General features: G+C 43.1%; 20 protein-coding genes, 1 tRNA gene and 1 other RNA gene. 13 read left to right on the top strand and 9 right to left on the bottom strand.

Going from position 1 to position 25,669, the window contains the following annotated elements; all coding sequences use genetic code 11:
- Positions 1–18 precede the first annotated feature (18 nt).
- From AC4HAL_RS06620 to nrdG, 4 genes are all read left to right on the top strand, one after another.
- The gene (locus tag AC4HAL_RS06620; RefSeq protein ID WP_447452580.1) at positions 19–303 is read left to right on the top strand and encodes an IreB family regulatory phosphoprotein; all 285 of its coding nucleotides are present in this window, start codon (positions 19–21) and stop codon (positions 301–303) included.
- 39 nt (positions 304–342) lie between these two features.
- Complete coding sequence (locus AC4HAL_RS06615; RefSeq protein ID WP_491093528.1) at positions 343–483, top strand: hypothetical protein; 141 nt, start codon at positions 343–345, stop codon at positions 481–483.
- Positions 484–716: 233 nt separating this feature from the next.
- Positions 717–1,238 (top strand): GNAT family N-acetyltransferase, encoded by a 522-nt coding sequence (locus tag AC4HAL_RS06610; RefSeq protein WP_491093527.1) that lies wholly within the window; start codon positions 717–719, stop codon positions 1,236–1,238.
- Entirely contained in the window at positions 1,231–1,830 is a 600-nt protein-coding gene (gene nrdG / locus AC4HAL_RS06605) for an anaerobic ribonucleoside-triphosphate reductase activating protein (protein ID WP_491093526.1), read from the top strand. The genes AC4HAL_RS06610 and nrdG overlap by 8 nt, the downstream gene beginning before the upstream one ends.
- A 146-nt stretch (positions 1,831–1,976) precedes the next feature.
- Here the strand turns inward: nrdG and yaaA are convergent, their stop codons facing one another.
- From yaaA to AC4HAL_RS06560, 9 genes are all read right to left on the bottom strand, one after another.
- The gene (gene yaaA, locus AC4HAL_RS06600; RefSeq protein WP_491093525.1) at positions 1,977–2,711 is read right to left on the bottom strand and encodes a peroxide stress protein YaaA; all 735 of its coding nucleotides are present in this window, start codon (positions 2,709–2,711) and stop codon (positions 1,977–1,979) included.
- A gap of 34 nt (positions 2,712–2,745) precedes the next feature.
- Positions 2,746–3,432 (bottom strand): rhomboid family intramembrane serine protease, encoded by a 687-nt coding sequence (locus tag AC4HAL_RS06595; protein WP_491093524.1) that lies wholly within the window; start codon positions 3,430–3,432, stop codon positions 2,746–2,748.
- A complete protein-coding gene (locus AC4HAL_RS06590; protein WP_491093523.1) occupies positions 3,416–3,955 on the bottom strand; it encodes a 5-formyltetrahydrofolate cyclo-ligase in 540 nt (179 codons plus the stop codon). Before AC4HAL_RS06590 ends, AC4HAL_RS06595 begins: the two co-directional genes overlap by 17 nt.
- Before the next feature lie 100 nt (positions 3,956–4,055).
- The gene (locus AC4HAL_RS06585; protein WP_491093522.1) at positions 4,056–5,192 is read right to left on the bottom strand and encodes an N-acetyldiaminopimelate deacetylase; all 1,137 of its coding nucleotides are present in this window, start codon (positions 5,190–5,192) and stop codon (positions 4,056–4,058) included.
- Between the two features lie 90 nt (positions 5,193–5,282).
- Positions 5,283–5,981: a 2,3,4,5-tetrahydropyridine-2,6-dicarboxylate N-acetyltransferase gene (gene dapD / locus AC4HAL_RS06580; RefSeq protein ID WP_491093521.1), complete on the bottom strand. Its 699-nt coding sequence runs from the start codon at positions 5,979–5,981 to the stop codon at positions 5,283–5,285.
- A gap of 292 nt (positions 5,982–6,273) precedes the next feature.
- Positions 6,274–6,882, bottom strand: coding sequence for a DUF4947 domain-containing protein (locus AC4HAL_RS06575; RefSeq protein WP_491093520.1), 609 nt, complete (start codon positions 6,880–6,882; stop codon positions 6,274–6,276).
- Between the two features lie 59 nt (positions 6,883–6,941).
- Positions 6,942–7,014: transfer RNA gene (locus AC4HAL_RS06570), tRNA-Lys, on the bottom strand.
- A non-coding RNA gene (ssrS, locus tag AC4HAL_RS06565) (6S RNA) lies at positions 7,015–7,206 on the bottom strand.
- 72 nt (positions 7,207–7,278) lie between these two features.
- Entirely contained in the window at positions 7,279–8,547 is a 1,269-nt protein-coding gene (locus AC4HAL_RS06560) for a replication-associated recombination protein A (protein ID WP_491093519.1), read from the bottom strand.
- 150 nt (positions 8,548–8,697) lie between these two features.
- Here AC4HAL_RS06560 and AC4HAL_RS06555 point away from each other — a divergent pair, with 150 nt between their 5' ends.
- The 9 genes from AC4HAL_RS06555 (at position 8,698) to esaA (ending at position 25,627) form a co-directional block, all read left to right on the top strand.
- Positions 8,698–9,168, top strand: coding sequence for a DUF3013 family protein (locus AC4HAL_RS06555; protein ID WP_491093518.1), 471 nt, complete (start codon positions 8,698–8,700; stop codon positions 9,166–9,168).
- A gap of 31 nt (positions 9,169–9,199) precedes the next feature.
- Entirely contained in the window at positions 9,200–10,153 is a 954-nt protein-coding gene (gene prmA, locus AC4HAL_RS06550; RefSeq protein ID WP_491093517.1) for a 50S ribosomal protein L11 methyltransferase, read from the top strand.
- Positions 10,154–10,897, top strand: coding sequence for a 16S rRNA (uracil(1498)-N(3))-methyltransferase (locus AC4HAL_RS06545; protein WP_491093516.1), 744 nt, complete (start codon positions 10,154–10,156; stop codon positions 10,895–10,897).
- A gap of 285 nt (positions 10,898–11,182) precedes the next feature.
- On the top strand, positions 11,183–13,405 hold the full coding sequence (locus AC4HAL_RS06540) for a RelA/SpoT family protein (RefSeq protein WP_491093515.1): 2,223 nt from the start codon (positions 11,183–11,185) through the stop codon (positions 13,403–13,405).
- 65 nt (positions 13,406–13,470) lie between these two features.
- Positions 13,471–13,914 carry a D-aminoacyl-tRNA deacylase gene (dtd, locus tag AC4HAL_RS06535; protein ID WP_491093514.1) on the top strand — a complete coding sequence of 148 codons (444 nt, stop codon included), beginning with the start codon at positions 13,471–13,473 and terminating at the stop codon, positions 13,912–13,914.
- Between the two features lie 354 nt (positions 13,915–14,268).
- Positions 14,269–17,886: a glycoside hydrolase family 66 protein gene (locus tag AC4HAL_RS06530; RefSeq protein WP_491093534.1), complete on the top strand. Its 3,618-nt coding sequence runs from the start codon at positions 14,269–14,271 to the stop codon at positions 17,884–17,886.
- Positions 17,887–18,049: 163 nt separating this feature from the next.
- Entirely contained in the window at positions 18,050–21,709 is a 3,660-nt protein-coding gene (locus AC4HAL_RS06525; RefSeq protein ID WP_491093513.1) for a right-handed parallel beta-helix repeat-containing protein, read from the top strand.
- 347 nt (positions 21,710–22,056) lie between these two features.
- Positions 22,057–22,350: a WXG100 family type VII secretion target gene (locus AC4HAL_RS06520; protein WP_491093512.1), complete on the top strand. Its 294-nt coding sequence runs from the start codon at positions 22,057–22,059 to the stop codon at positions 22,348–22,350.
- Positions 22,351–22,465: 115 nt separating this feature from the next.
- Entirely contained in the window at positions 22,466–25,627 is a 3,162-nt protein-coding gene (esaA, locus tag AC4HAL_RS06515; protein ID WP_491093511.1) for a type VII secretion protein EsaA, read from the top strand.
- The last annotated feature ends 42 nt before the right edge of the window (positions 25,628–25,669 follow it).

The raw sequence follows: 25,669 nt of genomic DNA, 5'->3' as shown, positions 1-25,669 counted from the left end.
TTAGCGGAAGGAGAAAGGATGTCAGAAGAGAAAAATTTTGTGGGTGATACAGTTCTCTTTAACTTAGATGAGGACTCTAATGAGTTGGTCAATGATTTAATAACAGTATCTCAGTCTTTAAGTGAGATTGGTTATGATCCTGTTAACCAGATTGTCGGTTATATTCTCAGCGGAGACCCAGCCTATGTTCCTCGTCACAATAATGCTCGCAACCACATTCGCCGACATCATCCTGACGAAATTGTTGATGAATTGGTTCGATATTATTTGCATGAGAAGGGATTGGCTGCAAATAGTCAATAACGATTAATACAATATATTGGTTAGATAAGAGGTAGTAGGATGGGAAAGTATCAATTGGATGATAAGGGAAAGGCACAAGTTAACCGCTATCACGAAAAGCAGTCAATGTATATTCAAAATGATCAAAAAGCGCGTGTTCGAGAGCTCTTAAAACAAACTAGGATTGGAAAGAATAGATAATATAAAAAGGAGAGAGGGACTCAATCAGTAAATCGTGATAAAATCACAATTCTGATTTTCTTCACTCTCCCATTTTAAGGCTCAGATCTCTGCTTCTTTCTTGTTTAAGGGGCACTTAAAAACTAGAAATGTCCAGTTACAGAAAGCCAATCACTGCGTAAATCTAGAACAATACTAAAGAGTCTGGACTTTTGTCTCAGACTCTTTCTTACCAAACAAAAAAGGAGAAGGTTATGGAATTGCGTCGTCCGTCGTTAGGAGATAAAGCAAATATTCTGGATATGATAGAAGAATTTGAAAGAGAAGGCAGTTCGCATGATAGCAGCTTTTGGTCGGCACCGTCAGAAAACTTTGACTATGAAGACTGGCTATTACAGAATCAAGATGCGGAATTAGGCTTAAACCTACCTGAGGGGTGGGTTCCGTCGATCCAATTTGTAGCCTTTGCTGAAAATAATGGCTTAGCTCTTGGTTTTCTCAATTTACGCCTGCGTCTTAACGATTATTTACGTCAGGCAGGTGGTCATATTGGTTATTGGGTTAGACCAAGTCAGCGTAACAAGGGAATAGCAAAAACTATGTTGACAAAGGCTTTACATATCTGTCAAGTCAAAAATATACAGCAAGTTTTAGTGACCTGTCACGATAACAATCCCGCTAGCCGTGCAGTTGTGCTGGCTAATGGAGGAAAACTAGAAGATATTAGAGGCGGAATTGAACGCTATTGGATAGAAGTGGAGAAAAAAGATGAATAATCCCAAACCACAGGAGTGGAAATCAGAGGAGCTTAGCCAAGGACGTATCATTGATTATAAAGCCTTCAATTTTGTTGACGGAGAAGGCGTACGTAATTCCCTCTATGTCAGCGGTTGCATGTTTCATTGTGAGGGCTGCTATAATGCAGCTACTTGGTCTTTCAAGGCTGGTATCCCCTATACTCAAGAATTGGAAGAGCAAATAATGGCTGATTTATCTCAGCCCTATGTCCAAGGGCTGACCCTGCTGGGCGGGGAACCCTTCCTAAATACAGGTATTCTTTTACCCTTAGTTAAGCGTATTCGCCAAGAGCTGCCCCAAAAGGACATTTGGTCATGGACAGGTTACACTTGGGAAGAGCTTATGCTAGAAACACCTGATAAACTTGAATTATTACATTTGGTCGATATTTTAGTAGATGGTCGCTTTGATATCACTAAGAAAAATCTGATGCTGCAATTCAGGGGCTCTTCTAACCAGCGGATCATTGATGTCAAAAAATCTCTAGCCAAGAAAGAGGTTGTAATTTGGGATAAACTCAATGATGGGCAGGCAACCTATGAGCAAGTTAGTCGTGACAATCTCATATAGATTACCTTAGGTAAATTATATTAGCCCCGCCTGAGAGTAGTCATGTACAATTGCTTCACTATCAAATAAAGGATATAAGAGACTAATACCGTACAAGGAAACGTTAAGCATAAAACTTTATTTTGAGTTTTATGCTTTTGTTTTGTTTATTTAAATGTATTAGGTTTTACAAATATAAGATTTTGTTCATTAGAGAGATCAGATCGATAATCAAATCCATCAACCCTAAGGTTCTTAATATCCTCTAGCGCTTGAATTTGTTTTTTGATAACCTGACTTAAAAAGCGGCCGCGAGCCTTTTTAGAAATCGTTGAATGTGTTTTTAGCTGACCGTTCTGTTCCTCATGAAAAGTAACTCTAATAAAATTTTTGGCACAGCTTGGTGAAAAGACTGCCTCAAATTCATTAGAAAGCAAGGAAACAATTATCTCATCAGTCTCAGAGCAAAAATTATCAAAGATAGGTCGCCAGTAGTTTTTAAGAGATTGTGTGTCAATTTTAACTTTACACTGGAAATCCAATCGATATGGTGCAATGAGATCCAAAGCACTAATAATACCATAAAAAGCAGAAGTAATGTAGACGTGCTTTTTTGTAAAGAGTCGTTGCGCTTCTGTCAAGTTTCTGTCAATATTACGATACATAAGCCCATTGAACAGTTCTAAAGCGGGATAACCAGATGCCGTTCCTTGCTCCAGATCAGCAATACGTTGTGCTTCAATTTGAGCGGATTGAGTTTTAACACCGTAAATCTTTTCAAGCTCAGGAACACTCGCTTGAGCTAGTACCTCAAGAATAGGGAGGCTAACAGGTGGGAGTTGATGCGGGGCTGATGTGAAATTGGACTGCAGTTCTTTAGCCGGTGGAATTAAAAATTTCATAGACAAATTTCCCTTTAGTGAATAGAAAAAACAATTACGAGAGTGCCAAGCCAAGCATACCAAATGCGAAAAATAAATAGGCAAATAGAGCCAACAGCTTAAGTCCCTTAGGGATATTAGACTTAAAGCGGTTCATAGGCAACCAGAGCGCCACCAGAGCGCCCCCCCAAGCTCCGCCTAGATGACCGACGAAACTGATACTTGGATGACCAGACAGTAGATCCATAATATTGAAGACCAAATTGAGGGCTATTAAGATGAGAAACTGATTACCAATCTGCTTGAGAACAGCATTACTGCCAATATAGCTGATAGTGACAATAGCTGCAAATAGACCAAAGAGTGAAGTAGAAGCCCCTGCTGCTAGTACGTCTGGGGTGAAAAAGAGGGTTGCTATATTTCCCATGATACCTGCTAGTAGATAAAGGATAAAAAATTTGACTGTTCCCCAAAGTTCTTCGGCAATACGACCAACAAAGTATAAAGAAATACCATTGATAATGAGGTGTTCCCAACCAATGTGAACAAAAATAGGAGATACTAGGCGCCAAAGTTGTCGGTTATCATACTGAACAACTTGTCCATACATACCACCAAAGCGATAGATAGCTGCGCTTGATGTAGCCCTACCAAAATAGATAATGTTCATAGCTAGGAAAATTAAAACTGTGACAGAAAGTAAAATATAAGTGGCAGGGTATTTTTTAAAATCTTTTAGCATAGGTTAATACCTTTCTAACAGGAATATCATGTTTATCGGGCAAAAAGTTTGCCTCTTGACAAGGGTAAATAGTACTAATAGTTGCTCCTTGAAAATCCTTCAAATAGCGATCATAGAAACCGGCACCGTAGCCAATACGGTAGCCTTGAGGATTAAAGGCTACCCCTGGGACATGGATAAGATCGATATGCTCTTTATCAATAGCTTCTCCATTAATGGGTTCAAGTAGCCCAAAATGTGTCTTTTTAAGGCTGTTAGGGTTGTATTCCGTAAAGATCATACGACTATTAGGGTAGGTTTTGGGGATTAAAACGGTTTTACGGTCTTCTTGTGCCCGACTAATCAGAAAACGAGTATCGTATTCAAAGTCAAAGGGCAAGTAGGTCGCAATGATTTGTGCTTTTTGGTACTCTTGTGTTTTAATTAATTTTCGGTACAAAAAAGAGTCTATTTCTGCTTTTTTAACACGGTCCTGCTGCCTAAGAGAGAGAAGGACGCTACGGCGCAATTCAGATTTTAACATACTAGTATCTTACCATTTTTTGGCTAAACCAGCCTTAGGGAATACTCATTTGAACAAAATAATACTAAAGACCTGCCGAAGAATGCAGGTCTTTACCTTTTTACTGAACATGTGCACGATAGAACAAAAATTTAGAGATAGTATTAACAGCAAAAGCCAGAACTTCTTCCTTGGGATTCATCTTAGGACTGTGGAGCGGAGCTGCCGAATCGATACCCAACCAGAACATAGCACCTGGAATTTTATGCAAGAGGTAACCGAAGTCTTCTCCAGTCATAGCTGGCAAGATATCAATAAGATTGGCCTCTGTTTTCTGGTCAAAGAAACGCATTAAATCTTTAGCAAGTTCGGGGTCATTTTCGACTGGTAGATAGCCTCCCTGAATCAATTCGACTTCCACTTTTAAGTTAAAAGCTGCAGCTACTCCTTGAGCAATTTCTTTCAGCCGCTTTTGGGTTAAAAGATTCATCTCCTGAGTCAAGGTACGAATAGTACCATGGAGTTTAGCCTCTTCTGCAATGACATTGTTGGTAGTTCCAGCATGCATGGATCCAAAGGTTACAACAGCCCCTTCAATAGGATCTACATTACGACTGACAATAGTCTGAACTTGAGTGATAAAGTGAGCAGCAGCAACCAAGGCATCATTAGCTTCATGGGGGAATGCAGCATGACCGCCGGTTCCCTTGAAGGTTACTAAGGTTTCACAGGTCCCCGCAAATAAAGTGCTAGTATTCGTAGCGATATCACCGACTTTCAAATCAGGTCGGACATGAAGACCATAAAATTCATCGGGCTTCCAATCGCCAAAAGCATCCTCGTCATACATCAGTTTACCACCAGCAAAATTTTCTTCTGCAGGCTGGAATAGGAAGAGAACATTGTGCTTAGGCTGTACCTGCACAAGCGCATCAAGTAGACCAAGTGCGGTCGTCATATGAATGTCATGGCCGCAAGCATGCATCCGTCCTTTGTGTTTGCTAGCAAAATCGAGACCAGTATCTTCCTGAACAGGCAAACCATCGATATCTGTCCGCCAGCCGACCGTTTTTTCAGGGCTACACCCCTGCAGAAAAACCAAAACACCAGTCCGCCAAGTTCGCTGGGAAACAAAGTCTTTACCTGCGCTGATTTCAGCAATACGAGCCAAGAGATAGGCTTGTGTTTCATACTCGTCCAGACCAATTTCAGGAATTTGGTGGAGGTCACGGCGAATTTTAATGAGGTCTAAAGTCATTTATCTTTTTCTCCTAATAAAATAGAGTGAGACAATGAGTGGCTTTCCAGCTGATTACCCCGTCTCACTCTGATATAAAGCTGATTGAAATTAGAGATTACGCAAGGCGTCTTCTAGGGCAGTCTTTTGCTGTGTCTTCTCATCAATTTTTTTGATGACACGAGCAGGAACACCAGCAACAACAACATTCTCTGGAACATCTTGAGTCACAATAGCACCAGCTGCAATAACAGAACCATTACCAACTTGAACTCCCTCGATAACGACTGCATTGGCACCGACAAGTACATTGTCGCCTATACGAACAGGCTCAGCACTGGCAGGCTCAATCACACCAGCTAGAACTGCACCAGCTCCAATATGGCTGTTTTTACCAACGGTAGCACGACCACCTAGAATAGCTCCCATATCAATCATCGTACCAGCTCCGATTTCAGCGCCAATGTTAATGACAGCCCCCATCATGACAACAGCGTTATCCTCAATAGTAACTTGATCACGGATAATAGCCCCGGGTTCAATACGAGCATTGACATGGCGTTTATCCAACAGAGGGACTGCAGAATTACGGCCATCTTGTTCAACGACATAATCTTTGTTTTCAGTCAGATTGACAAGTAAAGGCTCAATAGCCTGCCAATCGCCAAAGAGCACATTTCCTAATTTGGTTACTTGGGCAGGAATAGTCCCAGACAAATCTCCCTCAAAAGTCACCTTAACATTAGTCTTTTTTTCAGCATTACCAATGTAGGCAATAATTTCTTGTGCGCTCATCTTTTGTGCAGTCATAAGTGTCTCCATTCCTTTCTTATTTAGCCCTTATTATACCAAAAATTCAGAAAATCGCGAGAGAACTTTCAGAAAAAAGATAGTAAAAAAGAGTGGGATCAACCAAAAATTGAAAATTTTGGTTGATCCCACGTCCTAGTTTTTAGATGATGAACTGAAGCGATCCCTTCCCAGACTTTGGATGTTGGGGATAAAACTAAATTGACCGACCTAGCCAGCTTAGTTTTATCCCAACAACTGCGTTAAGAGTTTATTCCAAAACAAAGAGACTGGACGAGCACCCAGCCTTAGGTTAACGCCAATAAGCGTAGTCAGGATCTGGGGTCATATAAGACAGCTTATTACTTCCCTTAGCAAAGAGGAGAATGATATTCTTATCACTATACTCATAAATATAATAATGACTCAGATCATCGAGAGAATAATCAGTTGCAGCAGCGTAGAATGCCCTTGCCTCTTCACGCGAAATTTTATCTGACTTAAATAAACTGACAATGCGTTCTTGTTCCTCTTTTTGTAATATTAAAGACATATCAGATCTATTTGTAATGGTTCGATTAGGTTCGCCTAAAATATCCTTGACATTGTCATTAGTATACCCCTTATACTCTGGAGTAGAGGCTGAAAAGCCTGATTCATAAGACTCATAGTAAATCTCACTACCGTCAGTGGCATAAATCTTATCTGTCTTAGCAGAGCCCGCATCTTCTGGTAAATCCTCTGGATGACGCTTGCTGCTAAAATTTTTCTTGCCACCGATTTTTCCGTCATTTATACTTTGAGCAGAATTGGAGGTTGATACTGACTTGTCAGTGTTGGTCTGTCTCTTAGAACTACAGGCTGCTAAAACAGCACAGGCTGCTAAGAGGCACAGCAGTAAAAATAATCTTTTTCTTCCCATCATAAACTCCTAGCAAATAAAAAGACCTATTAAACATAGGCTTTTACTCCTTAAGTTTATCCTCCCTGTAGGGCTCGAACCTACGACCCACGGATTAAGAGTCCGCTGCTCTACCAACTGAGCTAAGGAAGGAGAAGAGCTGTATTGGTACCGGTGGTCCACGTTTTGTATTGAACCCGCAAGATAAAGCAGGTGGGCAACTCGCTTTTACTTAGCTGCTTCCGCGTGAAACGGCTTGCATACTGTAAAAAGACTTATGTTTCCCAAAATACAAAGATTTAGTCGGTCAACACAGTGATGTGGACTCGTATACCACAGCAGTTTTATGATCTTATAATACCATTTTTGAAAATTTTTTCAAGAGGTAAACACGAGTTTTTATGAAATTTAGGCGGTTTACTCAGAAAGTTTATCAATTCTTTCCTTATTTGCCCTAAGAGCCCGTTCATATTTGCCCGTCTCATTGGCTTGAAAATAATTAACACCCAAAAGTTTATCAGGTAAATACTGCTGCTTAACCCATTTTTCCGGGTAAGCATGGGGATAAAGATAGTCTTGAGCATTACCTAATTCTTTACTACCAGCATAATGTCCATCACGTAAATGACGGGGAATCGGAAGATTGCCAGATTTCCGTAAATCAGCTAAGGCGGCATCCATAGCCGTGTAAGCTGAGTTGGACTTGGGCGAGAGTGCTAGGTCAATGACAATATTGGCAATTAAGATACGGGCTTCAGGGAAACCGATTTTTTGAGCAGCGTCTAAGGCTGTGACAGTATGAACCTGAGCCTCAGGATTAGCCAGACCGATATCCTCATAAGCAATGACAATCAATCGCCGAGCCAGACTGGGGAGATCGCCCGCTTCAACCAAACGAGCTGCATAGTGGAGGCTGGCATCGACGTCAGAACCACGGATAGACTTCTGTAGGGCTGATAAGGTATCATAGTGGCCGTCTCCATCTTTGTCCATGGTAATATAAGATCGCTGCAGACTATTTTCAACTGTATCTAGAGTGATGTGGCGCTTTCCCACCTCATCGGGCTGAGTAGACATGACAGCCAGTTCCAAAGAATTAAAAGCGGAACGTAGATCCCCGTTAGTCGCTGTAGCGATAAAATTTCTGGCGTCATCATCCAGCAGAATCTCAAAGTCAAAGCCTCGCTCTTTATCAGAAATAGCCCAGTCTATAGCTTCTTTGATATCCTTATTAGACAAGGGTTCTAGCTCAAAAATCTGTACCCTGCTGCGAATGGCTGGTGTCACTGAGAAAAAGGGATTCTCCGTAGTTGCCCCAATCATAGTAATATTCCCATTTTCTAACAGAGGCAAAAGAAAATCCTGTTTGGTCTTGTCTAGGCGGTGAATCTCATCCAACATGAGCACAAGCCCACCAGAAAATTTAGCCTCCTCAGCGATTTCCTGCAGGCGCTTTTTAGTATCAGTAGTTGCGTTAAAAGTACGAAAAGCATATTGACTGGTTCCTGCAATGGCGCTGGCAATCGAGGTTTTGCCGATCCCAGGCGGACCATAGAGAATCATGGACGACAACATGTTGGCTTCGACCATCCGGCGGATGATCTTACCTTCACCAACTAAGTGGTTCTGACCGATAATCTGATCAATATTCGTCGGACGCATACGAAGTGCAAGATTTTCTGGCATGACTCCCTCCTTGACCTTACTAACTTTATTGTAACATAAAAGCACTTAGAACAACTTCATATAAAAACGCTATGTAAAGATGCAAACGATAGACGTTTTTCTTCTCTGTAAAATGATATAATAGGAAAAAATGCAAAAAGGGAGCAGCTGATGGCTAAGTATGGATTTTTATCAGTTTTAGAGGAGGAGTTGGAAAAGCGCTTTGATTTTGACTTTGCCATGGACTGGGATAAGAAGAATCATGCGATCGAAGTAACTTTTGTGCTTGAGGCACAGAATACGGCTGGTGTTACAACAGTTGATGACAAGGGAGAAGAAAGCAGCGAAGACATCGTCTTTGAAGACTATGTTCTCTTTTACAATCCAGCTAAATCACAGTTTGATGCGCAAGATTACTTGGTGAGCATTCCCTATGAGCCTAAAAAGGGCTTATCACGTGAGTTTGTTGCCTATTTTGCAGACTTCCTCAATGATACTGCAACAGACGGACTTAGTAGTCTCATGGATTTTTTAGCCGATGAAGATGCAGAGGAATTTGCTATTGCCTGGGATGATATAGCTTTTGAAAAAGGCAGAGCAGAGTTAAAAGAAAAGGAATTTTATCCTTATCCGAGATACTAATAGATAGAAAAAAGGAGTAGTATTTTAGCTTATGAATAACTGGCAAGAACTAACCATAACAGTCAAACGTGAAGCAGAAGAAGCAGCTTCCAATATTTTGGTTGAATCAGGCAGCCAAGGAGTAGCGATTGATGACAGTGCAGACTATCTCGGTCCGATCGGTAAGTATGGTGAACTATTTCCGGAGGTTGAGCAGGTTGAAACTGTCAAAATTACGGCCTATTATCCCGAAACTGTCAATATGGCAGACATCGAAAAAGAGGTCAGTCAGCGTTTGGCAGAGCTTGCTGACTTTGGTCTAGAGACAGGTCAGGTAGAGCTCTTCACTCAGGAACTAGCTGAAGAGGACTGGGCAGAGAACTGGAAACAGTACTACGAACCAGCTCGTATCACCCGTGACTTAACCATTGTCCCTAGCTGGACAGACTATAATGCTCGTGCTGATGAAAAAATCATCAAGCTGGATCCAGGGATGGCCTTTGGAACAGGAACCCACCCAACAACTAAGATGAGCCTTTACGCCTTAGAACAAGTTCTGCGGGGAGGTGAAACAGTGTTAGATGTGGGAACGGGTTCTGGTGTCCTTTCTATTGCCAGCTCACTCCTTGGTGCTAAAGAGATTTACGCCTATGATTTGGACGATGTAGCGGTGCGCGTGGCTCAGGAGAATATTAATCTCAATCCAGGGACTGAAAATATTCGTGTAAGAGAAGGTGATTTGTTGCGAGGCGTTGAAAAACGAGCGAATGTCGTAGTAGCCAATATCTTGGCGGATATCCTGGTCCACCTAACTGATGATGCCTACCGCCTGCTAGAGGATGAAGGCTATCTCATCATGTCTGGTATTATTACGGATAAATTAGAGGTAGTTTTGGAAGCGGCCTACAGCGCAGGCTTTTTCCTAGAAACTCAGATAATCCAAGGTGAGTGGAATGCTTTGGTATTCAAGAAAACAAATGCAATCTCAGGTGTAATTGGAGGCTAGATGCAGCAGTATTTTATAAAAGGATCAGCGATAAATCCTGTTACTATCACAGATAAGGGGACCATCAAGCACATGTTTCAGGTAATGCGTTTGGCGGATGGTGACGAGCTTGTCTTGGTTTTTGAAGATGGTGTGAAACACTTGGCTAGGGTAGTGGATAGCTCTATTCATCAGCTCGAGTTGGTAGAAGAACTCGCGGACAATGTAGAATTACCCATCCATGTAACGATAGCCTCTGGTTTTCCCAAAGGGGATAAACTGGATCTCGTGACACAAAAGGCTACAGAACTTGGAGCTAACTGCATCTGGGCTTACCCTGCTGACTGGTCAGTTGTTAAATGGGATGGTAGGAAATTAGCCAAAAAAGAGGAAAAATTAAATAAGATTGCCCTAGGAGCTGCCGAGCAATCTAAACGCAATCGTGTACCAGAAGTCAAATTGTTTGAAAAAAAGGCTGATTTTCTAGATCAATTCGCAGCTTTTGATAAGATCTTCATCGCTTATGAAGAAACAGCTAAACAAGGAAAACTGTCAGCTTTAGCGCGAGAGCTGTCTAATCTTGAAGCAGGTATGAATTTGCTCTTTATCTTTGGTCCTGAAGGCGGCATTTCTCCTTCAGAAATTGCAGCCTTTGAAGAACTAGGTGGAATCAAGATTGGACTTGGTCCTCGTATCATGCGGACTGAAACTGCCCCGCTATACGCTTTGAGTGCAGTCAGTTATGCCTTAGAGATGGAGAGATAAGAAAAAGTTGAGACTATTAATGGCTTACCTATTTGTGGTAAGCTTTATTTATCATTTAAAAAGGACCGACTATAAAAGTAGATAAGGGAATGGCTGAAAAAGTTCAAAATCCTGCGTTCAACCCATGAATTGTTTAAATTCTCTTCTCTTTATAGAGTAGAACTCTGAACAACTGGCAGTTCGAAATTTTATATAGGCCAAAATTGAAATTTGGCAACTTTTCTTCCTATATAAAAAGTGTTAAAATTAAGGCAACTAGTTCAAGTTTTAGTAAGGGGAAAGTGTATGGCAGAGAAACCTAATTTATCAGGTGGAGAAGTTGTCAACTTAGTCCAAAATTATATGAACCCAGATGATGTTGCCTTTGTACAGAAGGCCTTAAATTATGCGACAGAGGCTCATAAGGAGCAGCGCAGACAATCTGGAGAACCCTATATCATTCACCCAATTCAAGTTGCAGGAATATTAGCAGGACTAAAATTGGATTCTGTAACCGTTGCTTGTGGTTTTCTGCACGATGTTGTTGAAGATACAGATGCCAGCCTTGATGATTTAGAAAAAGAATTTGGCCTAAATGTTCGTCAGATTGTAGATGGGGTCACAAAACTTGGTAAGGTTGAATATAAATCTCATGCAGAACAATTAGCTGAAAACCACCGCAAAATGCTGATGGCAATGTCCAAAGATATACGGGTTATATTGGTAAAGTTGGCCGATAGGTTGCACAATATGCGGACCCTAAAACATTTGCGGCCAGATAAACAAAAACGTATATCCCGTGAAACCATGGAGATTTATGCTCCGCTGGCGCATCGTTTAGGGATCAGCGCTATCAAATGGGAATTAGAAGATTTAGCCTTTAGGTATCTTAATGAAGCAGAGTTCTATAAAATTTCCCACATGATGAAAGAAAAGCGTCGTGAACGTGAAACTCTGGTAGATGAGATTGTCAACAAGATTAAGGATTACACCAGTGAGCAGGGTCTAGAGGGCAAAATTTACGGTCGCCCTAAACATATCTATTCTATTTACCGTAAAATGCGCGATAAGAAAAAACGGTTTGACCAGATTTATGATCTAATTGCTATTCGCTGTATCATGGATACACCGAGTGATGTTTATGCCATGCTGGGATATATTCATGAACTTTGGCGCCCTATGCCTGGGCGTTTCAAGGATTATATCGCCAATCCAAAATCTAATGGCTATCAATCTATCCATACAACCGTTTACGGTCCCAAAGGTCCGATTGAAATTCAAATTCGCACCCAAGAAATGCATGAAGTGGCGGAATATGGGGTTGCTGCTCACTGGGCCTATAAAAAGGGAATTAAAGGCAAGGTTGATACGAAAGAATCTGCTATTGGCATGAACTGGATTCAAGACTTGGTTGAATTGCAAGCCGGTTCCAATGGTGATGCTCAAGAATTTGTAGACTCTGTTAAAGAAGATATCTTCTCTGAGCGGATTTATGTCTTTACCCCATCTGGTGATGTACAGGAATTACCTAGGGATTCAGGACCAATTGATTTTGCTTATGCTATCCACACTCAGGTTGGAGAAAGAGCTGTCGGTGCTAAGGTTAATGGACGGATGGTGCCGCTGACAGCCAAGCTTAAAACAGGTGATGTTGTTGAAATTGTCACCAACACTAATTCATTCGGTCCTAGCCGTGACTGGATTAAATTAGTCAAAACGACCAAAGCCCGTAATAAAATTCGTCAGTTTTTTAAAAATCAAGATAAGGAAATGTCCATCAGTAAGGGACGTGAACTATTAGTTGATTATTTTCAAGAACAAGGGTATGTGGCCAATAAGTACCTAGATAAGAAGCACATTGAAGAGATTTTACCGCGTTTAAGTGTTCGTAGCGAAGAGGCCCTTTATGCCGCGATTGGCTTTGGAGAAATGAACCCTGCTGCTGTTTTCAATCGTTTGACCGAAAAGGAACGCCGTGAGGAAGAACGTGCCAAAGCTAAGGCCGAGGCGGATGAGTTAATAAATGGCGGTGAGGTTAAGCATGAAAACAAGGACGTGCTCAAGGTTAAAAGCGAAAATGGGGTCATTATCCAAGGGTCATCAGGTCTTTTGATGAGAATTGCCAAATGCTGTAATCCTGTTCCGGGTGATGAAATAGAAGGCTATATTACGAAGGGACGAGGGGTTGCTATTCATCGGGCGGACTGTCATAATATCAAGAGCCAAGAAGGTTATGAGCAACGCCTAATTGAGGTCGAGTGGGATGAAAGCAGTAAGGTCGGTCGGGACTATTTGGCAGAAATTGATATTTATGGCCTCAATCGTTCCGGTCTGCTTAATGACGTTCTTCAGATAGTCTCAAACCAAACTAAAAGTATTTCTACAGTCAATGCCCAACCAACTAAAGATATGAAATTTGCCAATATCCATATTAGCTTCCAAATTCCTAATCTGACAGCCCTGACAACGGTGGTTGATAAGATTAAAATTGTGCCAGATGTTTATTCCGTAAAACGAACAAATGGCTAATGTTACCTCAATAGGCTTGGAAGGTACAGCCCTAAAAGAAACAGAAAAAAGGTCAGCTAAGTATTATGAAAATTGTTATCCAGCGAGTAAGAAAAGCACAAGTTGTTATTGCCGATAAAACTGTATCTGCTATTGATCAGGGATTGCTATTGCTAGTTGGTATTGGGCCAGAAGATGGTCAGGAAGATTTAGATTATGCTGCTCATAAAATTGTGAATATGCGTATTTTTTCAGACACTGATGGCAAAATGAACTTATCCATTCAGGATATCAAGGGGCAGATTCTTTCAGTATCGCAGTTTACCTTATTTGCAAATACGAAAAAGGGAAATCGACCGGCTTTTACTGAAGCTGCACACCCACAAACTGCCCAAAAACTTTACCAAGATTTTAACCAAATATTGTCGCAAACTCTTCCGGTTGTTACGGGTAAGTTTGGTGCAGACATGAAAGTTAGTTTAATCAATGACGGACCTGTTACGATAATTTTAGATACAAAAAATCGTTAGGATATGTGGCACTAAGAAAAGATTTGATGATATCGATTATTTGATCATCGAAATATTTTAATCAACAAAATGATTCAGAATTGTAACAAAAAAGAAATAATCGCAAATGCCTAAGTTTTATGGAAATGTAAAAAAGCAGAGGTCAAAAGGACTCTGCTTATTTTTTTGTTTTAAATAAGCAAAAGAAATTGTGCGGTTTTGGGGTTTTTATGTAAATGTTTTTTGTAAGAATATGGGTTGTATTTTCATAAATTTTCAATAGAATATAAGCTGCGAGTTTTTCTGAAAGGGAATATCCCCAATGAAAAGCTGCTTAAATTTTATTAGAAGGAGAATATGGTTGTGAAAAATAAAATGCTAACTCTCCCCAGCATGTTATTTCTACTTGCCTTCGGGATGGTACTCTGCCTATCAGTTCAAACTGCTTATGCTGAAGATACTGTAAACAATCTTCCGTCAGTTGCTGAAGAGACCTCCTCCACCTCTGTAGATGTATCAACGAATTCGACTGTTGGTGCAGAACAGACGCAAGCTCTGGCCCCGCCAGTGAAAGAACCTCCTGCTGATGTGCGTCTTGAAGCTAATCCTCAGCAAGTTTCTATCACTACTGAGGCCAGTACAGAATTACAAAATTCTGCAGAGCAGACCCCTCCGGAGACAGCTGAAACAGCTGCCCCAGCTTCTAGCTATCTAGTTCAAGCTCAAGATAGTCAAAATAGGGTGTCAGGTTCTAACATCGTCCGTGCTTCCAGCGCTCAAGTTGTTAATACCCGCTCCATTGTAGCTTCTAGGTCGGGCAATGCTATTACGGACTTATCAAGTGATAAGGCCAGCTATAGACCAGGCCAAGATGTCAATCTGTCTGTTGATTTCACAAACACAACAGACACAACTCAAGATATTACAGTCTATGCTGATGTTTACTATCTCGAAAACAAGATTGGATCTTACAAGTTTACCAAGAACCTCGCTGCCGGTGATAGCTATGCTATGCAGGCTGGCGATTTAAAAATTCCAGCTTCTCAATTTGAAAATGATCGTGGTTACCTTGTAAAAATCAAGGTGGCCGATAGCCAGAACAATACGCTCGGTGAAATCAACCGTGCTATTGCTTATGAAACTGACTGGACCAAATTCCCACGCTATGGCGTTGTAGGTGGTTCACAAGACAGCGAAAATGGTGTCCTAGCACAGGATGCTGAGAGATACCGTGCTGCTTTGGAAAAAATGAAGAATATGAATATTAACTCGTATTTCTTCTATGATGTTTATAAATCAGCTACGGATCCCTTTCCAAGTGATGATCAAGTATTTGAACAGACGTGGACGAGCTGGGCTCCCCACCCTAAAATTGATACTAAAGTTATAAAAGATATTGTCAACCAACTTCATGATGGTGGAGCAGTCGCTATGCTCTATAATATGATTTTGGCTGAAAATGCAAATGAAGCTCCTGTCCTTGATAATGCAGAAGTAGAGTATGCTTATAATGCTAACGATACGGAGTTTTCTGGTAGAAAAGGCGAAGTGATGTCTTATGCACCAGCTTCCCAGCGTTACTACAATCCAAAGAGTAGCAGATGGCAAGAACTGATTGCTCAGCGTATGGGCGAAGCTATGAAAAATGGTGGCTTCGACGGCTGGCAAGGTGATACCATCGGTGATAACCAAATCTACGACTATTCTAACAAAGACAGTGCTGACGACAGCAAGAAATTCTGGATGACAGAAGGTTACGCAGAGTTCCTTCGTGCCATCAAGGAAAAATTACCCAACTACTACTTAACTGTTAATGATGTTAACGGTGAGCAAATCCAACGTCTAAAAGATGGCAATCAAGACGTTATCTACAATGAAATTTGGCCTTTTGGTGGCGGTTCAGCTTACCTAGATGGCCGTAGCCAAACAGAATACGGCGACCTTAAAGCTCGTATAGATCAAGTTCGAAGCGAGACAGGAAAATCTCTAATCGTCGGCGCCTACATGACAGGTGACGAAAAAGAGGGTGCTAGAAACGATGCAGAAGCAGGCAGGCCCCTGCAGACAGATGCCGTACTTCTGACAACAGCCTCTATTGCGGCTGCAGGTGGCTACCATATGTCTTTGGCCGCTTTGGCTAATTCTCAAAATGATGATGGTCAAGGTATTGGGGTTCTCCAAAATGCTTATTACCCTAATCAAGCCTTGAAAACCTCAAGTGAATTAACTCGCAAAAACAATGATTATCAGCAGTTCATCACAGCTTATGAAAATATCCTGCGTGATGGTATTGAAAACGATAATGCAATCGTAAATACCTATAACTCGGATAACAATCTTCTTTCAACAGACATTAAAGGCCTAAATGGTCATCAAGTATGGACTTACGGTAAAAAGGGTAATAACTTTAGAACCGTGCAAATGATCAACCTAATGGGAATTAATTCTGACTGGAAGAATGAAGATGGTACTGCAGCTAAAAAGACACCAGATGAACAAACCAATCTGACTGTTAGATATAATCTAGGTGATGTATCTATGGAAGAAGCACAACGTATGGCCAATCAAACTTATCTTGTTTCTCCAGACGATTGGTCTAAATCTAATATGCAAAAGGTTTCTGCTTCTGTAGAAACTGACGAAAACGGTGAACCCGTTCTCGTCATCAATGTCCCTAAATTAACACTTTGGAATGTCATTTACATCTCAAGTGCGCAACAAACTCCAGCTCAGCCAGATCTTTCAGAAGAAACGAACCCGGCAGAGCCTGAAACAGAAGTCGCTCCGCAAACTGATGAATCAGCTCCAATTGAGGCTGACCAGTCCCCATCTGGTGAAGCTGAAGTTAGCCCTGTAGAGCCAGCTGCAGAACCTGAACAGTCAGTTCCAAGTGAACCATCACGACCAGAAAACAGTGAGGCACTGTCAGAATCAGGAACTCCAGCCACTCCAGAAATCCCAGTGCTAAATGAACCATCTCAGCCTGAGCTTCCTGCAGCTTCAGAGCAGCCAGTAGATCCGACTGAATCGGCCCCTACTCCAGAATCAGGAACTCCAGTTGGGCCAGATGCTTCAACACAGCCTTCAGCACCTGAAAATAGAGATGAAAATGGCTCAATGCTTAACCCTACGATTCCAAATGAATCAGAGGAAGCACAAACAGATGAGGCTGTCCCTGCGGCTTCAGAATCAGAAAATACTCCGCAAGCTGAGCAGCCAGTTCTAGGTGAACTAGCGCAACCTGATGGTTCTGCAGCTTCAGAGCAGCCAGTGGATCCGACTGAGTCGGCCCCTGTCGCCCCTGAAGCCCAGCCTGAATCAGGAACTCCGGTGCCCCCTTCTGAATCTGAACCATCAGAACAGCCAGAAAATTCAGAGGAGACTGGGCTTGTACCAGAGCAGCCAGAATCAGAACGAGCTCCGCAGGACGTTAGGGAGTCAACAGATCCAGTTCAAAATGTAACTGAGCAATCTGCTACAGGAGATCCAGCCCAGCTAACTAATCAGTCTGAGCCAGAAGCAAAGGCTGAACAGCTTGTAACTCCTGCTAATAATAGTGCAGAAGTACAGCCAGATAGACCTCCACTTCAACCAGCTAATCAGGCAGTAATAGCACCTGACTCAGCAGCAGATAAGATGATTGCTCCTGCTGATCCAGCCAGTGGGTCAGATAGAAACAGTGATAGGGCTTTCGTAGATCCGTCAGAAAGACCTAGTCAGTCCGATGACATAAAGAACAGCCCCAATACACCAATGCTTCCCAAGGGGCCTGCAGCTCTTGGAGAACTTGGACAACCAGTTTCCCCCAAAAATCCGGAGATGAAGTCTTCTTCGACTGGTAGGGCTAAGACTGCCGACCCTGGAACTCAAGAAAGTGCAGCATCATCGAAACAGCTGCCAACAACTGGCGATAGGACCTTGGCTCTCATCCTAGCTGTCGGTGTGGTTACTCTTGGTGTGACCGGCCTACTCATGAAACGCAAAAGAAACTAATTCTTTAGAGGATAAGCTTATCGAGTCATTACTCTCTTGCTTGTCCTCTCCTAGTCATGGGAAAGTTTCAGATCTTTGAGCGCAAGACAATCCAGAAATAATATAACTTTTAGAAAACAGTCCAATGAAGAATTGTTTCTTGGACAAAAGGAAAGGAGGGTTTATGCCTATCTACAAACGAACAGCTGCTGTCCTTATGGGCTTAGCAGTAATTGGTATGGCTTGGCAGGCAACGACAACCAGTGCTGATGAAGTTGCTGAGAGTTCAGCACCAGTCTCAGATGTAACTGTCTCTCAGCCAGATGCTCGGGCGACAGCTGGCCAAGTTGTTAGTGAGCCAGCGAGCCCTCAAACAGAAAATGTACAGCCGCAAGCATCTGCTACGGCTAACACTGTTAGCAATGTAGCAGATAGCTCAGGCTATGGAGCACAAGTTCCCTATACGACTTACGAAGCAGAAAATGCTAGTCTAGCCAATGGCGCCAAGGAAGAGTATTCAACAGACACAGACTCAACTGCTGTTGAAGCTTCCTATCAAAAGTATGTAGAACTTCCAGAGCAGGGCTCATCAGTGTCGTTCCAAGTACAAAATCCAGCTAATGCTATTAATGTACGCTACACTATTCCTGATGGAGCATCTGGTCAGCTAGATGTCCAAGTCAACGGTAACAGTGTTGCCAATCTTGATCTATCGTCTAAATCAGCTTGGCAGTATATGGATGGCGATATTCCTAGTGATTCGCCCTCAGCCAATTCACGAGCACGTTTCCGCTTTGATGAAGTGCACACCCTTTTAAATGGTGTACAGATTAATGCAGGGGATACGCTATCTCTTGTGAAAAATAGGGCCGATAATGTTGCTTATGGTATTGATTTTATCGAGTTGGAACAAGTAGGCGATCCAATTGCTCAGGGTTCCAACGCCATTAATATCACCTCCAAAGGTGCCGTAGCTAATGACGGCCTTGACGACAGCCAAGCCCTCATCGATGCCCTTAATGAAGCGAAGTCAACTGGAAGGGATGTTTATATCCCAGAAGGCCAATTTGACCTGGCTAGAAAAATTGGTGTTGATGCTTCAAACATCAAGATTTCCGGTGCCGGTATGTGGCATACCAAACTCCATTTCACCAGCGATCAACCCTCTGGTGGTGGCTTCGACTTTAACCATAACGTGAACAAGGTTGAATTGAGCGATCTTTATATGGATTCAAATTTAACATCGCGTTACAATGAACAAGCCCAGTACAAAGCGATTGCCGGCTCCCTTGGTTCGGATTCTTCTATCCATGATGTCTGGTTAGAACACTTTGAATGTGGCTTGTGGATCGGCGACTACGATACATCAGGCGGTTTTAAATATACTGATGGTTTAGTAGTTAAAAACGCTCGTATCCGCAATAACCTCGCTGACGGTGTGAATTTCGCACAAGGTACAAGAAATTCATCTGTTATTAACTCAAGTATTCGTGGTAATGGTGATGACAGCTTGGCTACCTGGTCCAGCAATCACAGCGGTACGGATGCTCCTGCTACTGAAAACAACAAGTTTCTCAACAATACTATTGAATTGGGATGGCGTGCCGGAGGTGTTGGAATCTTCGGCGGTAAGGGCCATGAAGTTGCCAACAATATTATTAAAGATAACTTTGCAGGAGCAGGTGTACGCCTAAACACCGTTTTTCCTGGCCATAATTTTGACAGCAATGATACAGGGATCAATATCCATGATAACTACCTTTTAAATACAGGTACGACAAGTGATTTGTATGGCATTTCACGCGGTGCTATTGATCTTGAAGCTCAAAACGGTAGCATTAAGAATGTTTCTGTTGCAGATAACAAAATCTTAAATTCATTCTCAGAAGCCTTTAAAGCTAACTTCCAACTGACTGAGGCAGGCAGCGGAGAGGATGTCCGCTTTGCAAACAATACAGTAGCTAATACTGAATTGCCGCAGCCAGATCACTCAGTAGTACCAATGCCAAGTAATCCAACTCCAGAGGAACAGCCGGAGCCAGAAACACCGGCGCAGCCATCTGAACCAAACGATCAAGCAGACCCCCCTGCTAATCCCGAGCAGTCGATTGACCCATCAGCTCCTTCAAATGGGAACCAAGGTGAGGTTCCATCTGCACCGGGGTCTGAACAACCAGACGCTGGTGGACAAGCTGATGAAGCGGCTCCAAGCCAACCATCGCAACCAGAAAATGATGAAGGAACAACACCGGATTCATCAGAAACAGGAGCAACACCAACGCCAGAGGTACCAGCTCCAGTCGATCCTGCCCCAGAAGTGCAACCTGAATCAGGAGTTCCTGAGCAGCCATCTGAACCATCAGAACAACCGGAAAATTCAGAAGGAACAGTGCCAGTAAATCCTGAGGTAACACCGCAACCAGATCTCGCTGTCCCTTCGGAACAAGCTCCAGAAAAGGAAATACTGGCACAGCCAGACGCTCCGATACTGGATCAGCCATCAGGTTCTGAAAATAGCAGCGAAGAGAGCGGCACAGCTCCTGCACCTGCCATTCCAACCCCCCAGATCGATGAGTCTACCCCTGCAGTGCCAGAAATAGAAGGAACTCCGCAAGCTGAGCAAGCAGCTCCAAGTGAGCCCGCCCAGCCGAATGCTCAACTCTATCCTGAGCAGCTGGATGACCCAAGTAGCTCAACCCCAGATACGGAGGAACAGCCGGAGCCAGAAACACCCGCGCAGCCATCTGAACCAAACGATCAAGCAGACACCCCTGCTAATCCCGAGCAGTCGATTGACCCATCAGCTCCCTCAAATGGGAACCAAGGTGAGGTTCCATCTGCGCCGGGGGCTGATCAACTAAACGCTGGTGGACAAGCTGATGAAGCGGCTCCAAGCCAACCATCGCAACCGGAAAATGATGAAAAAGCAACACCGGATTCATCAGAAACAGGAACAACACCAACGCCAGAGGTACCAGCTCCAAGCGATCCTGCCCCAGAAATGCAACCTGAATCAGGAGTCCCTGAGCAGCCATCTGAACCATCAGGACAACCGGAAAATTCAGAAGGAACAGCGCCAGTAGATCCTGAGGTAACTCCAGAGTCTGAAAAAACGCCGCAAGCAGAGACTCCGACACCAAATGAGCAGTCCCAGCCGTCTGGTCAGACCAATACCCCTGCTGGAGCCGATCAAGCACTTGATCCGACAAGAGACTCAGTAACCCCAGAACAATCTGCAGAACCGACCGACCAAGCTAACGGCAACGGTCAAGCACAGGTTCTGCCTGACCAAGAAGGCTCAGACTCTTTTGAGGTACCAGGAACAGATCAACCTCAAGCTGGTAGTCAAGCAGAAGATCCTTCACAAGGTGAATCAGTCCCTGCACCAAATATCAATGCAGTCACCCCTGATAGTCAGACAGAAGTTGCAAATCCACCAGCATCGGATGTAGTGACTCCAGCCCAGCCTACTGCTCCAGCAAATTCGGATGCCCCTGTCCAAGCCCCCGCAGGTGACAACAGTCCCCTATCTGATCCTGTGCAAGGACGAGATCCGGCAGTTAATGCTGGTGCTGCTGACCCAGAAGATTCAAATAAGCCTTCTCAAAGCTCAGTGACACCAGTCGAAGCAGGGCAGCCAACATCACCGCAAACCCCCAATATGAGCAGTTCACCTTCAACGGCGGAAAGCAGTGATAAAGACACCCCTTCTAATGCTGACGGGCAGCCAAATGAGTTACCGCAAACCGGTGATAATACTAAGGCTATCAGTGTCTTCTTTGTTCTTGGATTTGCTGTTATTGCTGGTTTAGCCTTTCTTGCTAAACAGGAAGCGCAAATCTAAAGCAATGTTGCAATAAAGTAACAAAATTCTGATATTACATTATGCCTAAGGGTTCTAACAAGGCTAACCAGATAGGATGGTTAGCTTTGTTTCTTGTTTTGAAAAGTAGTGTGATACACGCACTAGCCACTAGGACGGTCTGGTTTTTCTCCATGATTCTTACAATCAGTATAAAAATTTTGAAGGGGATTTAAATTGTGTGACTATAGAGGCTTTTAGAAGCAGGTAAGTTTTTGCCAAACAATTGAAATAAAAATGTAACAATTATGTAACTGAAATATTGTTGAAAAATTTTTTAAAAATTAGGATACTATACACAAGTATAATTAGAAAGGAAGGGTTTATTTATGGCTGGACAAATTAAATTGACGCCGGATGAGTTGCGCACATCAGCTCAGAAGTATACGCAAGGTTCACAAAGTGTCCAAGATGTTTTGACATCTCTGACCAATGAACAAGCTGTTATCTCAGAAAACTGGGATGGTACTGCTTTTGATGCCTTTGAAACGCAATTCAACGAATTGTCCCCTAAAGTTAGCCAGTTTGCGGAATTGCTTGAATCTATCAATACGCAGCTGAATGGTGTTGCTAGCACTCTTGAAGAGACTGACAGTAACATGGCTTCGCAAATTGGACGCTAATAGAGGGTTTAAAGGGAGCAGGAAGGGCCAGTCCCTCCCTGCTTTTATTATGTAAGCCAGCAGTTTTCAGTAATCTTAACTGCTGGCTCACATAATAAATAAAAAATTAGAAGGAATGACTGTCGTGAAAAAAAGAGTGCCAAAAGCTCTGAAGCTTGTTGGAAATATAGTCCTTATTGTTGCCTTATTTTTTGGAATTTTAGGATTGAATATCTGGCTGCAGCGGGTTCATAGAGAAAAGGCGGTAGCTGAAGCTAATCGCCTAAATATCGCCGTTATTAATGAAGACAGAGATGTAACGGATAAAAAGGAAACCTATCACCTGGGTGATGATTATATCAAAACGCTGGAGCGAGATGACAGCCAAAATTGGACAGTAACGACACGCTCAACAGCAGAATCAGGCTTGAAATCCGGCCGCTACCAATTAGCGGTTTATATCCCTAGTAATTTCTCGTCCAAGGTTCTGGATATTAACAATGTTTTAGTTGATAAAGCAACCGTAACCTATAAAATCAATGCCAAGGGAAGCCAGCAGGTAGAAGCCAAGGCTAAGCAAGCTGGTGATAAAATTGTTTCTGACCTCAACAGCAGACTGGTCAACATGTATATGGCTTCTGTTCTGGGCAATCTTTACACGGCCCAGCAAAACGCCCAGGCGGTTTCTGAACTGCAGCACAAGACAGTCGGTACCTACCAAGCAACCCTCTATCAGCCGGTTATTAATTTTGAAAACGTCTTTCCGAGTCTGACGGGTCTCTCTAACAGCAGCCTGCAGTCTTCTCTGAGTCTTTCAAAAGCTTTGTCAGAAGCGGCTCAAAAGGCGGAACAAGATGGGGTTGATACCTCAGATATGATGCCGACTTTGGCAAGCTTGATCGCTGACTACAGCCAAGGAGAGATATCAGCTAAGGACTACACTCAAGGTACAATGCAGATGGATTCCAAAGCATTATCCGACCAGCTGTCTGCCATGACTAAGGCCTTGGAAAAATTAGAAGGGGATCAGGCTAGTGTCTCCAGTCTCCTTGGGACAGTACCGCCTGAAGGAGCCGATGGCGCTGCACCAGAAGCACAAGATAACTCTGATCAGGCTAACAATAACGATGATGAGAAGAATCAGCCAGAAGGAGATGGTCGTCGAACTATCGATGATAGCCAAGGGGAAGCTGGTGACAGTGCTGATAAAGAAACACAGACTTATCAAGAATCTTTAGAACAAGCTTCCACTCAACTGGATAAACTAGAAACGCAATTAAAATCGGTCAAGGAAAAAAATGATAATAGCGGTCAGACCAAACCCGTTGAAGATGTGGTCAGGGAAGAACTAGAAAAATACTATGGGAAAGCTCTTGATCAGGTGACAGTTAAGGATCTTTTAGCAAAAGATTCTAGCTTAAATCAGAGTTTAGAGACCTACCAAGCCCGTTTAACTAGTCTCAAGGACTTGGTTTCTCAGTCGGTGAGCGATCTGCCAGCCGATCAGGTGGCCGATGTGGCTGGTGATCTGAAAGGAGTCACAGATACTGATTACAGCAGTCAAATTACCCAATATACTGATGCCGCATCAGCATCTAACTATGGTTACAATGCAGGAGATGGGGCTGGCCTCAAATCTAATCTAGCGAGTGCTGCTCAGGCAGTCCGTGACTACGATACCGAAGATGTTAAGGCCTCAACAGAGGTCAAGACCGAGACCCAGGCTAGCTTGAGCTGGGATAAGGATAAGGTGACTATTGAGTCTTGGTATGTAACCAAGGACGGTGCTCCGACTGATCCTGTTAGTCCAGACACCCCAATCACGGTTGATCTCAGCCAGAATAACACCTTCCACTACAATATCAAGGCTGATAGCGAAGCCCAAGGCAGCGGGGTAGTGAGTATCAAATTAGGCGGTGTTTCTGTGAGTCAAACAGAAGGCAAGACTATTGATGCTAAGGACTATGCTCAAAAGGTTGAAACTTACGCCCAAGCCGCTCAGGCCGTAGTAGCAGCCTATAATCATACAGGTAGTCTGCTCAAGGCCTACTATCCAAATGGTGCTGACCAGTCAGGGGCTGACGATTTTCTAAATCAGAGTGCTGAAGACCTCTTAGTCAATTTGCTAACACCTGCGATTTCAAATGCCCTCAATACGTACTCGTCTGATGTAGAAGTTGATCAAGCATTGAAGACCCTGAAAGAAAGTCGCCAGACTCTAAAGGACAAGTTAGGAACAATCATCTCCACCAATAATCAGGTAAAGACAGATATTAGTGAAACCGCAGGCCTCCTAGAGGAGCTTCAAAAAGGCGGTGCTGGTAAGGTTGATGAGAAGGCAGCCAAGGAGCGTTCAGATAAGTCGTCCGATCTATCGAAAAAGCTGGCTAAACTGATCTCACAATCCCAAGCCCTCAAATCCTCTGCCCAATCCAATGCTAAGGCAGCTTCCTCTGTCTCCAAGACCTTTGATTCCTTCAATAAGGCAGCGCAAAAAGCCCAAGATGACGGCAAGAAGCTGTCTGCGGATGCCAAGGTGCTGATGACGAAGTTTAATCAAGAGTTATCCGAGACTAATGATTTTGTCAAATCTTTTAAGGATGTCTTAGATAATGCTTACGATAACGGGGTTCCTAATGAAGCCCTCTTGGAATTCCTATCCAGCCCGGTTGTCTCGCGCTCAAGCTCCTACAAATCGCGTGTGACGACTGCGAAGCCTTTTACTTGGATCTTACTGCTGGCTGTTATTAGTTTATTTAGTGCTTATCTCTTTGCCACGCAGGATCTTATTGGACGTGTGAAGAATCAGTTTGCTAAAGGGCTATTTGCGGATACAGATCCGCTCAATGTCGGTACCTTGAGCGCCTTAGCTCTAATTGAAGGGATGGCTCTGGGGATTGCCTCAGCTAGATCTATGGCTCTAGACCGGGATTTGGTGCCTTCTTGGATTCTAATCTTTGTGCTCTTTAGCTTGGTGCTGCTGCACGGTCAGTATTTTGTCCTCAAGCACCTGCGCTCACTGGGAATGGGCTTAGTGCTCTACAACTTAGTCAGCTTTGTATACTTCTCCAATGCTCTTGGTGCCAGCGTTGGTTTGACTGGCTGGATGCGTCAGCTCAAACGCTGGAACTTCCTATCGCTGATGGAGAAGACCTTGGCGGCCTATGTTGACCATATCACAGCTGACGGCAAATTGATTGTCCTCCTGCTTTTAGCCGTTGTGGCAGTCATTACCTTGAATATGCTGGTACGCTTCCCATGGGAGGGGCGGCCTCAAGAGGTGTCAGAGAAAGCCTAGCAAAAAAATAGAAATTAAGAACGTAAAGACATAAGGAGATTG

This window comes from Streptococcus sp. ELY_125 (assembly GCF_058314535.1).
This window is presented reverse-complemented; position numbering and strand designations above follow the sequence as displayed.

Coding starts and splice junctions, on each gene's coding strand:
- AC4HAL_RS06555 (WP_491093518.1), top strand. CDS start 8,698: ATGGCTAAGTATGGATTTTTATCAGTTTTAGAGGAGGAGTTGGAAAAG.
- AC4HAL_RS06590 (WP_491093523.1), bottom strand. CDS start 3,955: ATGTTAAAATCTGAATTGCGCCGTAGCGTCCTTCTCTCTCTTAGGCAG.
- AC4HAL_RS06545 (WP_491093516.1), top strand. CDS start 10,154: ATGCAGCAGTATTTTATAAAAGGATCAGCGATAAATCCTGTTACTATC.
- nrdG (WP_491093526.1), top strand. CDS start 1,231: ATGAATAATCCCAAACCACAGGAGTGGAAATCAGAGGAGCTTAGCCAA.
- AC4HAL_RS06530 (WP_491093534.1), top strand. CDS start 14,269: ATGCTAACTCTCCCCAGCATGTTATTTCTACTTGCCTTCGGGATGGTA.
- dapD (WP_491093521.1), bottom strand. CDS start 5,981: ATGACTGCACAAAAGATGAGCGCACAAGAAATTATTGCCTACATTGGT.
- AC4HAL_RS06595 (WP_491093524.1), bottom strand. CDS start 3,432: ATGCTAAAAGATTTTAAAAAATACCCTGCCACTTATATTTTACTTTCT.
- AC4HAL_RS06620 (WP_447452580.1), top strand. CDS start 19: ATGTCAGAAGAGAAAAATTTTGTGGGTGATACAGTTCTCTTTAACTTA.
- prmA (WP_491093517.1), top strand. CDS start 9,200: ATGAATAACTGGCAAGAACTAACCATAACAGTCAAACGTGAAGCAGAA.
- AC4HAL_RS06610 (WP_491093527.1), top strand. CDS start 717: ATGGAATTGCGTCGTCCGTCGTTAGGAGATAAAGCAAATATTCTGGAT.
- AC4HAL_RS06520 (WP_491093512.1), top strand. CDS start 22,057: ATGGCTGGACAAATTAAATTGACGCCGGATGAGTTGCGCACATCAGCT.
- AC4HAL_RS06585 (WP_491093522.1), bottom strand. CDS start 5,192: ATGACTTTAGACCTCATTAAAATTCGCCGTGACCTCCACCAAATTCCT.
- AC4HAL_RS06615 (WP_491093528.1), top strand. CDS start 343: ATGGGAAAGTATCAATTGGATGATAAGGGAAAGGCACAAGTTAACCGC.
- AC4HAL_RS06575 (WP_491093520.1), bottom strand. CDS start 6,882: ATGGGAAGAAAAAGATTATTTTTACTGCTGTGCCTCTTAGCAGCCTGT.
- yaaA (WP_491093525.1), bottom strand. CDS start 2,711: ATGAAATTTTTAATTCCACCGGCTAAAGAACTGCAGTCCAATTTCACA.
- AC4HAL_RS06525 (WP_491093513.1), top strand. CDS start 18,050: ATGCCTATCTACAAACGAACAGCTGCTGTCCTTATGGGCTTAGCAGTA.
- AC4HAL_RS06540 (WP_491093515.1), top strand. CDS start 11,183: ATGGCAGAGAAACCTAATTTATCAGGTGGAGAAGTTGTCAACTTAGTC.
- esaA (WP_491093511.1), top strand. CDS start 22,466: ATGACTGTCGTGAAAAAAAGAGTGCCAAAAGCTCTGAAGCTTGTTGGA.
- AC4HAL_RS06560 (WP_491093519.1), bottom strand. CDS start 8,547: ATGCCAGAAAATCTTGCACTTCGTATGCGTCCGACGAATATTGATCAG.
- dtd (WP_491093514.1), top strand. CDS start 13,471: ATGAAAATTGTTATCCAGCGAGTAAGAAAAGCACAAGTTGTTATTGCC.